The sequence below is a fragment of the Streptomyces sp. B15 genome (genome assembly GCF_018070605.1).
Lineage (GTDB): Bacteria > Actinomycetota > Actinomycetes > Streptomycetales > Streptomycetaceae > Streptomyces > Streptomyces smyrnaeus.
This window is the reverse complement of sequence record NZ_JAGPXJ010000090.1, coordinates 16,634-30,401: the sequence shown is the minus strand read 5'-3', so window position 1 is coordinate 30,401 and position 13,768 is coordinate 16,634. Positions and strand designations below refer to the sequence as shown.

Below are 13,768 nucleotides of genomic sequence, written 5' to 3'. Positions count from 1 at the left end.
TGCCCACGCCGCCGCGCCGGTGCGGAGGCGTTCGGCGTGCGCGTGCAGGGCGGCGGCGTGGGCACGCAGCTGAGCCGCAGGGTCCGTCCGGCCGCCGGGGGCGGGCCGCGGGGCGGGGACGGTGGTGGTCGACGGAGTGGGAGGCGGCTGTGTCACAGGTTCCTCCAGGGGGCGAAGGCGTTGGTCACACCGTCCAGGGCGGGGGCGAGTTCGGGGTGGTGGCGCAGCAGGACGCGGATCATGCCGTTGCGGTCGATCCACTCCAGCCCTTCAGGTGTGTAGATCTCGGGCCGGTAGTCGGTGGTGAAGAAGCGGTCGCTCTTGAGGCGTCGGCTGGCCATCAGGATGAAGATGCGGAAGAGCGAGTCGCTGAAGCCGAAGCCGGCCGGGCGGGGCTCGACGAGATTGCCGACGAGCGTGTCGACGCGGTCGAGCCGGCCTTCGTAGAGCTCCTCCAGCAGCGGGGTGTCGGTGGGGTGGCCGCCGGTGAGTTCCTCGAAGGAGCTCACCGGGCGCTTGCGGAGCATCTTGCGGTAACTGTTGTACCGGGGGATGCCGCGTTCGCGGTCGCGGAGGATGTCGACAGTGCCCAGGTCGACGTGTTCGCCGGTGAGCCGGGTCAGATTGCGCAGCGAGTCGGGGTGGTTGTGCAGGACCAGGGCGCCGGGATTGGCGGTGCCGAAGCTGTAGAACAGGTCGCTCATACCGTATGCGTCGATGGCGGTGCGGGTGGTGGCGCCCTGCATGTCGTCGAAACCGATCGTCTCCCCCCTGCGCCCCGAGCGGTGGTCGCGCAATGTCAGCTCGTCCGGGATGAGGGGGTGCAGCCGGTAGGCGGAGACGAACTCCTCTGTCATGGAGAACGGAGCAGCGTGGTGGTCGGTCGGGGAGCCCAGGATGCCGCTGAGCATCTCGCCCTGGCCGATGCGCCCGTACTTCTTTCGAACCCAACGGGGCAGGGCTCCGTACCAGTTGGCGTTCATGGCGCGGTGCAGGACGGGAGTGTCGAGGATGCCCGGTGTCCACTCCACAGTGTGGATCTTCGCCATCAGCGCGGTGTTGACGAGACGCGCGGTGTGGAAGAGCCGTTCGTCGTCCCAGGTGGGGTAGTGGGAGTGCAGATAGTCGCAGATCGCGTTGTGTTCCTTGGCGAACAGGGTGTGCAGCAGGGACAGACCGGTCCAGTAGTCGCTGTTCATTCCGGTGGCGTCCAGACAGGACATGCCCGGCCTGGGGTCGGCCGGAAGTCGGCCGTCCCGGACGATGAGGTGTCCCCCCTCGCCGGTACGCAGTGACCGGCAGCGCTCCTCGGAGGAGCCGTAGATCTGCGATCCGTCCCACCAGTGCGTGAGGGTGTTCTCGTACGTGGGTGGGGCGTCGGGGGTGGTGTGTGCGACCGGGTCGGGGCGGGTGCGGTTGATGCGCATGGGGCACTCCCCCACCCAGTCGTCGTCCTCGGCCAGCGGCACGGTGAACGGTTCGGCCTCTTCGTTGTCGCCGTGGTTGGCCCAGCCGTGGTTCTCGAACTGGATCCAGGCGGCGGCCAGCAGGTTGAGGGTGGGGGCCGGCAGGAAGGTGCGCCGCGCCAAGAGGTGCCGGCTGACCTCGCGGGGGTTGGGCGACATCAGTTCGGCGTCGCTGTCCGGGAAGGCGAGGTGGAGCGGAGCATTGCGGTCCAGGCGGGTGCCGACACGGCCCATGTCCTCGTCATGGGGGTCGTATGCCGACCCGTCGTAGGAGCGGAAGGGCGGAAGGCTCGCCGGGGCGCGGCGGGGGCGCTCGCCGCCGGCACGGTAGGTGTCGTGAAGGTTCTCCCGGCGCAGGTCGTCGCGGAGGAAGCGCAGATTCAGCAGGCCCAGTGCGGTGGGGAGTTCATGCCATTCGCGGCGCCGGTTGACGCGGGCGAACGCGGCCGACCCGAGACGTTCGAGGACGCCGGGCGGTCCGTAGGGCTCCGGTTGCGACGGGTGGGGCGGGTGCCGGCCGTCGGACTGCGCGGGGATGTCCGGGGCGGAGGCGGCGGGGCTGGTGGGTGTGCCGGCGTTGGTGGGCGTGGTGTCGGTCATCTGGTCCTCCGGGCGGGCGTGCGGCGACGGGTTGGCGGGACGGCGGGGTCGGCGGGCCTCACGGCACGAGCGGTGGCCCCTGGTGTCGTAGGGGCGAGAGTGTGACGGGTTCTCTCAGCGGTCGTAGAGCGCGAAGAGCCGGGTCGCGGTCACCCTGCCGCGGTACGGGGCGAGCGCGGCATCGACGTCGGCGCTCGCCTCGGGCACGTCGAACTGCAGGTTGTGGGCGTAGCGTTCGGCCGCGTGGCACAGCGGGAAGGCATGGGTGTCGTCGGTCCAGGTGTACTCGGTGAACTGCGCCGGGAGGGCGTACGGCGAGACCGCGGAGCGGCCCTCCAGGCTGGGCACGACATCGTGTTCGTTGATCAGCGAGAACGCACGGGTGTCCGGGTCGGCGGGGTGCTTGCCGTCGACGGGCGAACCGATCGCGACACTGTGCGTGACGCGGTAGAGCGCGCAGAAGTCGGGGTCGGCGGCGAGGTTCATCGCGGTGATGCCGCCCAGGCTGTGCCCGACGAGAACCATTTCACTGCCGGAGGGCACCCAGGAGCGCAGAGCCCGGGTGACAGCGCGGGTGTACGGCGTGGCGGGCCGGGCGACCGCATGGATGGCGCCGAGCACATCCTGAGGGCTGGCCTTGGACACCGCGTCGGTGGCCATCCCGGCGAGCTGGACGATGTAGCGCGTCACCCCGTCCGGGCCGGCGACCTGCTGGACGAGCAGGGTGCCGCCGGTGCCCACCGTTCCGATGTTGCGGATGCAGCCGACGACGGTACCGGAGGAGTCGAGCCGTTCCAGCAGGGCCGGGTCGGGGGCGACGGGTTCGGCACGGCCGGGGCCGCGGTCGAGGAGGGCCCAGATGCGGGCGCTGATACCCAGGACCGGTTCGGCATTCGCAAGGGTGCGGCCGGTGGCGATTTCCCATGCCGCGGCGTCGTTGAAAGGGTTCTCATCGGTGAGCGCGTTCCAGGCGAGGATGTCGCCGACGGACGGGGCGAGCAGAGCGAAGGCGCGTTCGGCACCTTGGCTGCCGACGATGGACCTGAAAGCGCGCAGGGCCTCGCGTTGCCGATCGTCGTCGATGGCCCGCAGCACCCGGGCCGTGTCCGGGTCGGTGAGCAGTTCGGGATGTGTGACGGCCGCCGCCCGGATACGCGCCTTGAGCCCCGCGACGGCCAGGCTCACCGCGAGACTTTCCCGGCTGGTGAGCACCCCGATGAGCCAGGCGGTGCGCACTGCGGGGCGTCGGCCGTCGGACGGCCAGCCGAGCCCGGCCGGGTCGGTGAGGGCACCCAGCAGTGCGCGCAGTGCCGCACGGGCCCGGCCACCGACCAGTGCCCGCGCCGGGAGGCGGGTGCCGAGAGCGAGCTCGCCGACGTACCTGCCGGCTTCGCGTACCGCGTCCGCGGCCTCGCCCAGCTCGCGGCAGAGTTCGTGCAGTCCGGCCACGTCCGGTTCGGTGCCGGTGCCGGTTTCGGTGCCGGTTTCGGCCATGGGTGGTGCCTCCAGGTCGGCGGTCCGGTGTGGTCAGGAGCGGGCCAGGGCGAGCTGGACGCCGGAGGCGTTCAGTGCGCCCGGCAGCGGCCGGTGCGGGTCGAGCCGGGGACGGCCTTTGATGACGCGGTGCTCGCGGAGCACCTGGGCACAGACTTCGGTGGCGGCCATGAGACCGAGCCGGTCGCCCGGACAGCGGCCCTCCCCATGGCTGAACGGCGCCATCCGCCTGTCGCGGTCGGCGCCTTCGGCGCACCAGCGGCCAGGGACGAACAGCGAGCCGCCGGGGACCAGGCCGCTGTCGCGCTGCAGGAACCCGATAGGGACCAGGACATGGGTCCCGGCCGGGTAGGGCCTCCCGCGCCAGGTGGAGTCGGCGCGCAGGATGCGCAGCAGATCGGGCACGATCGGATAGAGGCGGAGGCTCTCCAGGACACAGGCCTGCAACCGGGTGCTGTCGAAGTCGCCGGGCTGGTCGTGCAGTGCGGCCTGTTCGGCGGGGTGCGCGGCGAGCAGCAGCAGCGTGCGGGCGGCGATGGGGGCGATCGTGTCCAGAGCCAGCAACCAGTGGTGGGCCTGCCCCACTGCGTCGACGTCCGCACCGCAGGCGGTGTCCCTGGCACGGCCGAGGAGCGTGGTGTCGGGAGCGTGCGGAGCGTAGACGTGCAACCGGTCGGTGGCGGCTGCGTACAGTCGCTGATCGGCCGGAGTGGGGCCGCGCCGCACCGCTCCCCAGTTGCCCTCCCTGCGCAGGGTGAGCAGCCAGCCGTGCAGTTCCTCGTCCCCGGCGGCCTGGTCCCCCAGCACGATGCGGCGTGCGATGCGCTGAACGGTGCGCCGCAGCCGGGCGAACGTCAGGGTGGGCCCGGCGGTGAGCCGGGTGCATTCCTCGGCGATGACGGTCCGGAACGTGCCGTGCGAGGGGTGGGTGTCCTCGTGGTGGGCCAGCACTTTGTCATTGAGGGAGCGGCGTTCTTCGCGCAGGTCGCCGTGGGAGCAGATGACGCCGGTGGGTTCGAGGACCGCGAGCATCCTGGTCTTGTCCACGGCGTCCAGCGCCAGCTCGCGCACCGGGCGGGCGAAGAACTCCTCGACGTCGGCGGGGTCGAGAAGGACGAGCGTGTCACCGGATGCCCCACCGAGCAGCACGGGCGCGCCGTGGTAGCGGTCGCGCAGGGCCCGCAGGGTCGCGGCGGACCAGTGGGGCTGGCCTACCGCGCCCAGCAGCGCCCCGATCGCCGGGCGGGGGGCCGGAACGCCTCGAACGAAGGCCGGCAGCGAGTGGGTGACTGCGAAGCGGACGGATTCGCCGCGGCGGGCGCGGGACGGTCGCGCGGCAACGCTTCCGGGTGGCGGATCGGCGGAGCCGGCGGAGTCGTGGGTGCCGGCGTGGTCCTCGGGGCCGGTCGGCGGCGCGGGCTGGATCATGCTTCCACGACCTTTCCCGGGTTGAGCAGCTGCTTGGGGTCGAAGAGCCGCTTGATGCCCCGGTGAAGTTCGAGGCTGACGGCGTCGAGTTCGCGGCCGAGCCATTCGCGCTTGAGCGTCCCGATGCCGTGTTCCCCGGTGGTGGTGCCGCCGAGCGCGAGTCCTGCCGCCATGATGTCGTCGTAGGCGGTGCGGGCCCGGTGGACCTCGTCGGGGTCGGACTCGTCGAAGAGGACCGTGGGGTGCAGATTGCCGTCCCCGGCGTGGCCGAGGGTGAAGATCCGCAGCCGGTGGTGTCGGGCGATGTCCTCGATCGTGCCGACGAACTTGGGCAGCTCGGACGGTGGTACGGCCACGTCCTCGATGAACGCCGTGGGCCGCCCGCCGAGCGCGGCGGCGTACTTCCCCAGCGCGGGGGACACCAGTCGCCGGGCCTCGATGATCTGCTGGGACTCTTCAGCGGTGGTGGCGGCGACCACCTGGTCGGCGCCGGCGTCCTCGCACAGCGCCTTCATCGCGGCGAGGTCAGGTGCCGGGTCGGGTGCGTCGCTCTCGACGATGAGGGTGGCGGCGCTGTCGGGCCGCAGCAGCGCGTGCCCGTACTCGGCGACGGCCTGGGAGGTGGCCCTGTCCAGCAGTTCGACGGCAGAGGGCAGATGTCCCGCTCCGGTGAGGGCCGCGACGGCGTGCCCGGCCGCGGCCAGGCTCGGGAACTGCGCCAGCAGCGCGAGCGGGGCGGGCCGGGCGGGCCGCAGCGCGAGGGTGGCGCCGACGATGACACCGAGGGTGCCTTCCGAGCCGACGAAGAGCCGGGTCAGGTCGTATCCGGCGACGCCCTTGGCCGTGTCACGCCCGGTGCGCATCCGCCGCCCGTCGGGGAGCACCACGTCCAGGCCGAGGACGTAGTCGGCCGTCACGCCGTACTTCACACAGCAGATACCGCCTGCCCCGGTGGCGATGTTGCCGCCGATCGTGCAGGTCTCCCAGGACGCGGGGTCGGGCGGATAGCTCAGCCCGTGCTCGGCGACGGCGTCGTTGAGGCGTTTGGTGACGACGCCGGGCTCGCACCGCACGAGCCGGTTGACCGGGTCGATGGCGGTGATCCGGTCCATGCGGACGGTCGAGACCACGACGCAGCCGTCGACCGCGTTCGCGGCACCGGCGAGTCCCGTGCGGGCGCCCTGCGGGACGACGGGGACATCCAGGTGGTACGCGGTCCGCATCACCTCCTCGACCTGTGCGGCGGTGCGCGGCAGCGCGACGACGGCGGGATGGCCGGGAGCGGAGAACGGGGCCGCGTCCCGGGCATGCGCTGCCAGGGACGCGGGGTCGGTGAGCAGAGTGTCGGCGGGCAGCCGGTCGCGCAGTTCGTTCAGCAGACGCGAGGAGTCAGCGGGCATGGGCCTTCCAGGGGTTGTGCGACCGGTGCGGGCTCGGGGCTCCACGGCGGGTCCGGTGAGTGGTGGGTGGATGCCGCCGCAGGTGGTTCAAAGAGAGGGCAGCTGAGTGGTGACCGGTACGTCGATCAGTACGGGCCCTTCGCGCTGGGCCGTGGCGTCCCGCACCGACTTGGTGAGTTCCCCCGCGCTCTCGGCACGGCAGGAGCGCACCCCGTAGCCTGCGGCGACGGTGGGGATGTCCAGTCCGGGGATGTCCAGCCCCGGAGCGCCTTGCGCATGTTCGAGCTGCGCGAACCACTGCAGGATCGCGTAGCGCGCATTGCTCAGCACCACGAAGGTGACGGGCAGGCGGTAGGCCGACGCGGTCCACAGCGCCTGGACGGCGTAGTGGACCGAGCCGTCGCCCAGCACGGCGACAACCGGCCGGTCGGGAGCGCCGAGTTGGGCGCCGACCGCCGCGGCGGCTCCGAAGCCGAGGCCGCCCCCGGCGGAGAAGAGGTAGGAGCCGGGGGTGCTGATCCGCGCCGCCTCGTGGAACTGCGGGACGTTGGACGGCGACTCGTTCACCCACAGCGTGTCTTCGGGCGCTCCTTCCACGACAGCCGCCAGTGCCGTGCCGGGCGGCAGCGCCCCGTCCGCCGCCTGCGGGGCCCGCACCCGCCGGTCCGGCACAGGGGCGGGTTCGCGGGCGGGAAAGTGCTCGGCGAGGGCCTGGGCCGTCGCCGCGGGGTCGGCGACGACCGCGTCTCCGACGGGTGCCTTGGCAGCGTCTTCGGAATCCCGGGTGACGAGGACCAGTTCGGTACCGTCGGGCAGGTACGGGCCCGGTACGTAGGGGTAGTAGCGGAAGACCTGCGCCCCGATGACCACGACCAGATCGTGGCCCTCCAGCGCCCGGGTGAGCGGGCCGATGGCGGGCGGCAGTTCGCCCCTGTACAGCGGGTGGGTGTGCGGGAAGGAGACGCGCGCCGAGGCGGGTGCGGACCACACCGGAAGTCCGCCACGCTCGGCGAGGCGGACCACGGCGTCCCAGGCACCGGAGGAGTCCACGTCGTCGCCGACGACCAGCACGGCGTCGCGCGCCTGCTTGAGGCGGTCGGCGAGGGAGCGTACGGTCTCCGGCCGCGGGGCTGTGGCGTGTTCGACCTTGCGGGCCGCTGTGGCCTGCGCGGCCTGGTCCTCGGCCGGTGTGACGGCGGCGTCGAAGTCGTCCATGGGCAGGGAGAGGAACACGGGTCCGTGCGGCGGGGTTTCGGCCAGCTGGGCGGCCCGTGCGAGCGCGGTCGGCACGTCGGTGGGACGCGGCGGCTCGTACGCCCACTTGACGGCCGGCTGCGGCAGCAGCGTGGGCTGGGGGTTGGAGAGCAGGGCCTCCATGGTCAGCATCGCCCGCACCTGCTGTCCCGCGGTGACCACCATCGGGGTGCGGTTGGCGCGGGCGTTGAGGATGGCGCCCATCGCGTTCCCGGTGCCGGGGCCGGTGTGCAGGTTGACGAGGGCGGTGGTGCCGGAGGCGAGCGCGTAGCCGTCCGCCATGCCGACGACCACGGCTTCCTGCAGGCCGAGGATGTACCGGAAATCGTCGGGGAAGTGCTTGAGAAAGGGCAGCTCGGTCGAGCCGGGGTTGCCGAACACCGTCGTCATGCCGCGTGTTCTCAGAACATCCAGGGCGGATTCCCGGACTGTGCGCATGGAGGTCCTTCCCGCAGAGCTGGCGGTTGACCGTGACGGTCACCGGCGTGCGGAGGCCAATGCAGCACGACAGCGACGTCACGACAAAATGTCCCGCTCTTACGGGTTTTGCTCGTCCTCGGAGCCGTGATATCGGGCTTTACCCGCCGACCGGGCCGGTTCCGTGTCAACCGCCCGTTCGGCAAACCCCGCGCAGTGATGTTTTCTTCACAGCACCCAGCCGCACACGGAAGCCGGTGTCGATCAGTTGAGCAGGAGCGGGGTGTCCCACCAGCGAGGTCAGCGCCGTCCGCAGCGCGGCCTCGTCCGCCTGTGTGCGGCGGCGCAGCAAGGACGCGTACTCGGCCTCGTGCGCCGCGGCCACGCGGGCCGGGGCGGCCGGCGAGCCCACGCCGGCGAAGGCGCCCCGGACCGGCAGTTCGCGGGTGGCCGCCGCGGTGAGCTCCAGATACCGGTGGGCGGTGGCACGGTGCAGGTCGCAGTCCCGGTCCGGGGCCTGTCGGTCCGTGACGGACCTGCCGAGTTCGGCGTGCAGCAGCCCCAGCGCCGGGTAGCCGCGGTTCACGGAATCCGGCTCCCACAGGGGGGAACGGCTGTCGTGGATCTCGGCGTGGGTGCTCCCGGCCACGCCCTCAGTGAAGTCGGCATGGGCCCGTCCGGGTATGGCCCGGTGCCGGCCGAGGCCGATCGGCGTGGCCGCAGCCGACACCGGGTGAGCCGTCAGGCCGACCTTGGTCGGTGGATCCGGCGGGCGATCTCGCGCCAGCCGGTGCGACGGCGCTCGGGCACGGCGGGTTCGGGTTCGGCAGGTTCGGCCGGTTCGCGGGGTTCGGGAGTGGTGGGTGCGGTCGTACGGGCGGCTTCGGCGCGTGCGAGCGCGGCGATGGCCCGGAAGGGGTCGGTAGGCATAGTTCTCCTGCGACAGAGGTGAAGGACCGTGGCGGCAGCCCTCCGGGACCCGGCATGGACACGGGGTCCGGACGGACGGGTCCGATCAGCAGCGCAGGATCTGCCGTTGGGACGCCCGCTGGGGACAGTCGGCGGTGACACCGGGAGCCGGGTCCGTCGGCGCTGCCGCCGCGGGCAAGGAACCGCTGATGGCCGGGGAGTCGATCACGGGGAGGGGAGTGTGGCACAGCTGCCGATGTGTGGAGGTCGCCACGAGGCTCACCGGGGCGGAGGACGAGTCGTGCCCAGGGTGCTGGTCGTTCCCCGGGGCGTCCACGGCCACCTGCGGACAGGGCGTGGTGTCTGCGGCCACGACGGCGGCCCGGTCGTGCACGCAGTCCGCCTCCTCGGCCGCCAGATCGGCACCGCCGAGGGTGAAGAGAGTGAGCAGCAGAGTGAGTACGGCCGCCAGGGTCGCGGCTGTCGCATGTCCGCGGCCTGACGGCCGCAGGCGGGCCATGGGTGGTGCTCGAAGGGGCATCCGGCACGCCTCCTGCCATCCCGTCCCGTCCGCGTCTTCCCCTGCCATGCTCAATGCGGTCGGTACGGAACATCCCGGGAGTCACCCGTACGAGAGCCGTGTTTCACTCATGTTGGCTAAACCATGCGCTACGCGGGCAGATCGGTGAGTGCGGAGCGAAGTGCCCGAGAAGCCCGTACAGCCGGATCCGGCCGAAGCCGCCGGAGCCGGTGCTCCAACTGGTCGGATGTACGGGCTCGTTCGGCAGCTCTGTGCAGCGCTCTGAGGACGGAGAGGCCGTGCTCGCGGGCCGACGGCTTCGGCGGGACCGTCGGCCGCGCGGATGGCGGACCGCAGGGGCCCGGGGTCCCCTTGGGTGCGGGAGGCGTGGCGAGAGCGATCAGGTGGTGGCCAGCAGAAAGGTCACGGCGAGCGTGGAGCCCGGGACGAGCCCGGCGATCTGGCCCAGGGTGGCCGCGGTGGCGTCTTCGGTGAGGTACATGGTGACGCCGGTCGAGACGATGACCGAGGTGCTCGCGGAAGCCGGACGTCGGCCCCGACCCGGCCTACGGGCCGTCGGTGCCGGCCGTGGTGTCCGGCCGGTCGGCCGAGGAGGAAGTGACCGCGTCCCGGACACGGTCGAGCAGTGCGGCGAAAGGACCGAAGGTCCACTGGGCAGCCGTCGAACCGGCGGTCGCGGGGTGCGGATGAGTGGGCGCGGATCGCTCCACCGCCAGGAGTCGCCGACCCATCCTGCACAGCTCCTCCTGGGTGCACAGGCGGCGCAGCGAAGGGAATTCCTCGCGTTCCTCCCGGGCAGCGTGCTCGTGCACGGCCTGCTCGAAGCCGGCGAACACAGTGGCGAACTCTTCGCTGCCGGAATCGAGCTTCTCCAGCTCGGCCAGGGTCTTGCCGGCGTCCTTCTCCTCTCCGTTGCGAGCGGCGGCTTCTTCTCCGCCGCCGATCTTCTTGACCGTGGGGCGGACGATCATCTCCTCGGCGGTCTCATGGACCGCAAGCAGCGCCCGCAGCTCCCGAAAGCTCCGCTCACGCTCCTCGGCAGGCCCGCTGCGCACCGCTTCGAGCAGCTTCCGGATCCGGACATGCTGTGTCAGCAGCACCCCTACGACATCGTCCGGCGGCAGTTGGGCAGCCGGAGACTGATCATGGTTCTGCTGCGCCTGACCCACAGGACACTCCTCGCTCAGGAAACACGGGCGGTACATCGGACAGCGGCCTCGGAGGGCGCGCCCAGCCCGGAACACGACTCCGGGCGAGCGGGTCTCCCCTTCCACTCGCCGACGACACGGCGCACCGCTCCGACCGCACATAGTGATCATCGCAGGAGGAGGCAGGGTTGCGGGCCGCCCCGCGCCGTTCAGTGCGACTGCCGACAGGCGGCTTTCGTGCCCTGCCGGCGTGCGGCACCTGATCGTTTACGGCAGCCACGGGTGGGGACTCGTCGCCCGTGGTGGCGTATGAGGCGGAGCAGCGAGTGCGTCTGCCCGCGTTGCGGGCCGGCTGGCTGACGCAGACGTTCGTCGACTGGCCCTACCGGCCGGAGACTGTGCAGGCCCTGCTTCCCGAGGGGCTGGTCGTGGACGAGTACGACGGAGTCGCCTGGGTCGGGCTCACCCCTTTCCTCATGACCGGCGTGCGCCCCGCCGGCGTCCCTGCCGCCCTACCCGGGCTCCCGACCTTCCCGGAGACCAACCTGCGGACCTATGTCCGGCACCGGGACGGGCGGGACGGCCTGTGGTTTCTCTCGCTCGAGGTCGCCTGCCCCGCGATGCTGGCGGCCCGTGCCATCGGCGCGCCGTATCACCTGGGCACTCTCGACGTCTCCACGGAAGGGGGCATCCTCGCGTACGCGGGTTCGAGAAGGGCCGACGGGGCTTCGTACCGGCTGACCGTACGCACCGGCAACCGCCTGGAGCCGAGGCCGGCGGACCGGGCCGTGTGGCTGACCTCGCGCTGGCGGGCGTACACCCGGCGGTTCGGAATGCTCTGGGAGACACCCGTGGAGCACGAGCCCTGGCCGCTGGCCGAAGCGGCGGTCGATGTGCCGGAGGAGACGCTGACCACCGCGGCGGGCCTTCCCGCCCCTCTGGGCGAGCCCGTGACGCACTTCTCGGAAGGAGTCGGGCATGTACGGCTTGGGCCCTCCCGGCCCTGCGTACCGGCGTCGGGCGCTTCTTGACCTGCCCCGCCCCGGGCCGGCACGAGCGCCCTTCGGACGAGCGGATTCCCGCGGGGTGAGCGGATGAGCGGTAAGCACGGCGGAGCCACTCGGCGCCCCCGGTGGCGTTTCGAGGGCTGGATCGCCGGCATGGGAACCGCCTCCGGGACGCGCATCGTGCTCGGACACTGGCAGCGGTCACCGTTCGGGCCGTTCAGCGACGTGATGCTCGAACGGGCCGACGGGGAACGACTGCTGCTGGCCCCCACCCGGGAGACGGCGGACTTCGTCCGCGACACCTACTCCTTCGACACGGTGCGCCTGGTCCCGGTCGACGTGAGCGTCACCGGGCAGACCTGGACCGTGACCGCAGGGCCGCTCGCCCTGCGCTTCAGCACCGGCCCGCGACGGCTGCTGGGGCTGCTGCTGGCCGTCGTCCCCGGTCCGCTCGCCGGGCGTCCGGCATGGAGTGCGCTGACGGACCGGCCCGCTCGCCTGCTGCTCTCCGGAGTGCGGACCCGCGGCAGCGCGGGAGGCGGCCGCCGCGAATGGTACGGCGCCCGGGACCTGCAGCCGATCAGCGCGGTGTCCGCGACCTTCGACGGCGCCGACCTCGGTGGGATGACGCCTGTCGAACCGCCCGTGCGCTTCGGGTTCGGTTCGGTGCCGAGGAAGCCCGCCGTGACGCGGGTGACGACGACGGTGTCGTCCGGCCCCGGGTGAGCACCGGGGATGTTCGGCCGCTCGGCCGGCGCAGCGCCGGCCCCTGCACCGCCGCGCCGCCGTGCCCATCAGACACTGCGCGAACAGGTGCGTCGGGACGGCGAGCACATGGAAAGCCGGCGCAGTGCCGGACGAAAAGGTATGGGAGGGGTGGACGTGGTCCTCGCGCAACTCGTGTCGCGGCACACCTCACTCGGCCGCTCCTAGGAAGAGAGCGACGAGGTGGACCGACTGCCGCTACTTCTTGAATACACATCGGTCTGAACCAAAGCCTTGACGGCTTGTTCGGGTGCGTTTACAACAAGTCATCAAGAAAGCCCGGGGCTTGCGGAAGTGCCGTGCACATCTCCGTTGATGTTTTGTCATGAGCAGATCTAGCAGGCCCTATGTCCACTCCCCCACGAAAGGACGGGCTGACGTGAGACTCTCCTGGCGACGCCGCACGGCCGTGTGCGGAGCCACCCTGCTGTGCTGCCTGACCACCGCGCTGCTGCCCACCACAGCCTCGGCCGACACCACAGACACCGGACGCCCCGGCAGCGGCACACAAGCGGTCGTCTTCTCCGACGACTTCGACGGCCCAGCCGGCGCCCCGGTCGACAGCAGCAAGTGGCAGAACGAGACGGGCGACAACGTCAACAACCACGAACGGCAGTACTACACCCCCGGTACCGACAACGCCGCGCTCGACGGCAACGGCAATCTCGTCATCACCGCACGCAAGGAGAACCCCGGCAACTACCAGTGCTGGTACGGCACATGCGAGTACACCTCGGCGCGGCTGAACACCGCGGGCAAGTTCACCCAGACCTACGGTCACGTGGAAGCGCGCATCAAAGTGCCGCGCGGCCAGGGCATGTGGCCGGCCTTCTGGATGCTCGGTGACGACATCGGCAGTGCCGGATGGCCGGCCTGCGGCGAGATCGATGTGATGGAGAACGTCGGCTTCGAGCCGAGCACGGTGCACGGCACCCTGCACGGCCCCGGCTACTCCGGCTCGGGCGGCATCGGCGCCGCGTACACCCTGCCAGGCGGCGCGGCCTTCGCCGACGACTTCCACACCTTCGCCATCGACTGGTCCCCCGGCACCGTCACCTGGTCGGTGGACGGCAACGTCTACCAGACACGTACGCCCGCCGATGTCGGCGGCAACCCGTGGGTGTTCGACAAGCCGTTCTTCCTGATCCTCAACCTCGCCGTGGGCGGCTACTGGCCCGGCGACCCGGACGGCTCGACGAACTTCCCGCAGCAGATGACCGTCGACTACGTACGGGTCACCACCGGCGACTGACCCGTCGTGCACGCACGGGCGCCCGCACCCGGCCGAACTGCCGTCCGGCCGGGGCGCGGGCGCCCCCGCGTACGCGGCGCGCGCCCG

At 71.6% G+C, this 13,768-nt stretch carries 12 protein-coding genes and 1 pseudogene; 3 read left to right on the top strand and 10 right to left on the bottom strand.

Annotation, left to right across the window (positions count from 1 at the left end; genetic code table 11):
• Window positions 1–152 precede the first annotated feature (152 nt).
• The 10 genes and pseudogenes from KBY19_RS29565 to KBY19_RS29520 all read right to left on the bottom strand — a co-directional run bounded on the left by KBY19_RS29565 (window position 153) and on the right by KBY19_RS29520 (window position 10,678).
• Window positions 153–2,066 carry a peroxidase family protein gene (locus KBY19_RS29565; RefSeq protein ID WP_247691551.1) on the bottom strand — a complete coding sequence of 638 codons (1,914 nt, stop codon included), beginning with the start codon at window positions 2,064–2,066 and terminating at the stop codon, window positions 153–155.
• Between the two features lie 114 nt (window positions 2,067–2,180).
• Window positions 2,181–3,560, bottom strand: a complete 1,380-nt coding sequence (locus KBY19_RS29560) for a hypothetical protein (RefSeq protein WP_210967067.1) — start codon at window positions 3,558–3,560, stop codon at window positions 2,181–2,183.
• 33 nt (window positions 3,561–3,593) lie between these two features.
• Window positions 3,594–4,988 carry a cytochrome P450 gene (locus KBY19_RS29555; RefSeq protein ID WP_210967066.1) on the bottom strand — a complete coding sequence of 465 codons (1,395 nt, stop codon included), beginning with the start codon at window positions 4,986–4,988 and terminating at the stop codon, window positions 3,594–3,596.
• A complete protein-coding gene (locus KBY19_RS29550; RefSeq protein ID WP_099877479.1) occupies window positions 4,985–6,388 on the bottom strand; it encodes an FAD-binding oxidoreductase in 1,404 nt (467 codons plus the stop codon). The genes KBY19_RS29555 and KBY19_RS29550 overlap by 4 nt, the downstream gene beginning before the upstream one ends.
• 87 nt (window positions 6,389–6,475) lie before the next feature.
• Window positions 6,476–8,080: a benzoylformate decarboxylase gene (gene mdlC, locus KBY19_RS29545; protein ID WP_099877482.1), complete on the bottom strand. Its 1,605-nt coding sequence runs from the start codon at window positions 8,078–8,080 to the stop codon at window positions 6,476–6,478.
• Window positions 8,081–8,246: 166 nt separating this feature from the next.
• Window positions 8,247–8,708, bottom strand: coding sequence for a hypothetical protein (locus KBY19_RS29540; protein WP_210967065.1), 462 nt, complete (start codon window positions 8,706–8,708; stop codon window positions 8,247–8,249).
• A 92-nt stretch (window positions 8,709–8,800) separates the two neighbouring features.
• The gene (locus KBY19_RS29535; RefSeq protein WP_099877488.1) at window positions 8,801–8,989 is read right to left on the bottom strand and encodes a hypothetical protein; all 189 of its coding nucleotides are present in this window, start codon (window positions 8,987–8,989) and stop codon (window positions 8,801–8,803) included.
• 85 nt (window positions 8,990–9,074) lie between these two features.
• The gene (locus KBY19_RS29530; RefSeq protein ID WP_210967064.1) at window positions 9,075–9,509 is read right to left on the bottom strand and encodes a hypothetical protein; all 435 of its coding nucleotides are present in this window, start codon (window positions 9,507–9,509) and stop codon (window positions 9,075–9,077) included.
• 391 nt (window positions 9,510–9,900) lie between these two features.
• Window positions 9,901–10,014: pseudogene (locus KBY19_RS29525) on the bottom strand (SAM-dependent methyltransferase); the annotation flags it as partial.
• A gap of 40 nt (window positions 10,015–10,054) precedes the next feature.
• The gene (locus KBY19_RS29520; RefSeq protein WP_307842641.1) at window positions 10,055–10,678 is read right to left on the bottom strand and encodes a hemerythrin domain-containing protein; all 624 of its coding nucleotides are present in this window, start codon (window positions 10,676–10,678) and stop codon (window positions 10,055–10,057) included.
• A gap of 278 nt (window positions 10,679–10,956) precedes the next feature.
• Between KBY19_RS29520 and KBY19_RS29515 the strand changes: the two genes are divergently transcribed.
• The 3 genes from KBY19_RS29515 to KBY19_RS29505 all read left to right on the top strand — a co-directional run bounded on the left by KBY19_RS29515 (window position 10,957) and on the right by KBY19_RS29505 (window position 13,681).
• A complete protein-coding gene (locus KBY19_RS29515) occupies window positions 10,957–11,688 on the top strand; it encodes a YqjF family protein (protein WP_099877497.1) in 732 nt (243 codons plus the stop codon).
• A 63-nt stretch (window positions 11,689–11,751) separates the two neighbouring features.
• A complete protein-coding gene (locus KBY19_RS29510) occupies window positions 11,752–12,390 on the top strand; it encodes a hypothetical protein (RefSeq protein WP_099877500.1) in 639 nt (212 codons plus the stop codon).
• Window positions 12,391–12,808: 418 nt separating this feature from the next.
• Window positions 12,809–13,681 carry a glycoside hydrolase family 16 protein gene (locus tag KBY19_RS29505; protein WP_307843659.1) on the top strand — a complete coding sequence of 291 codons (873 nt, stop codon included), beginning with the start codon at window positions 12,809–12,811 and terminating at the stop codon, window positions 13,679–13,681.
• The last annotated feature ends 87 nt before the right edge of the window (window positions 13,682–13,768 follow it).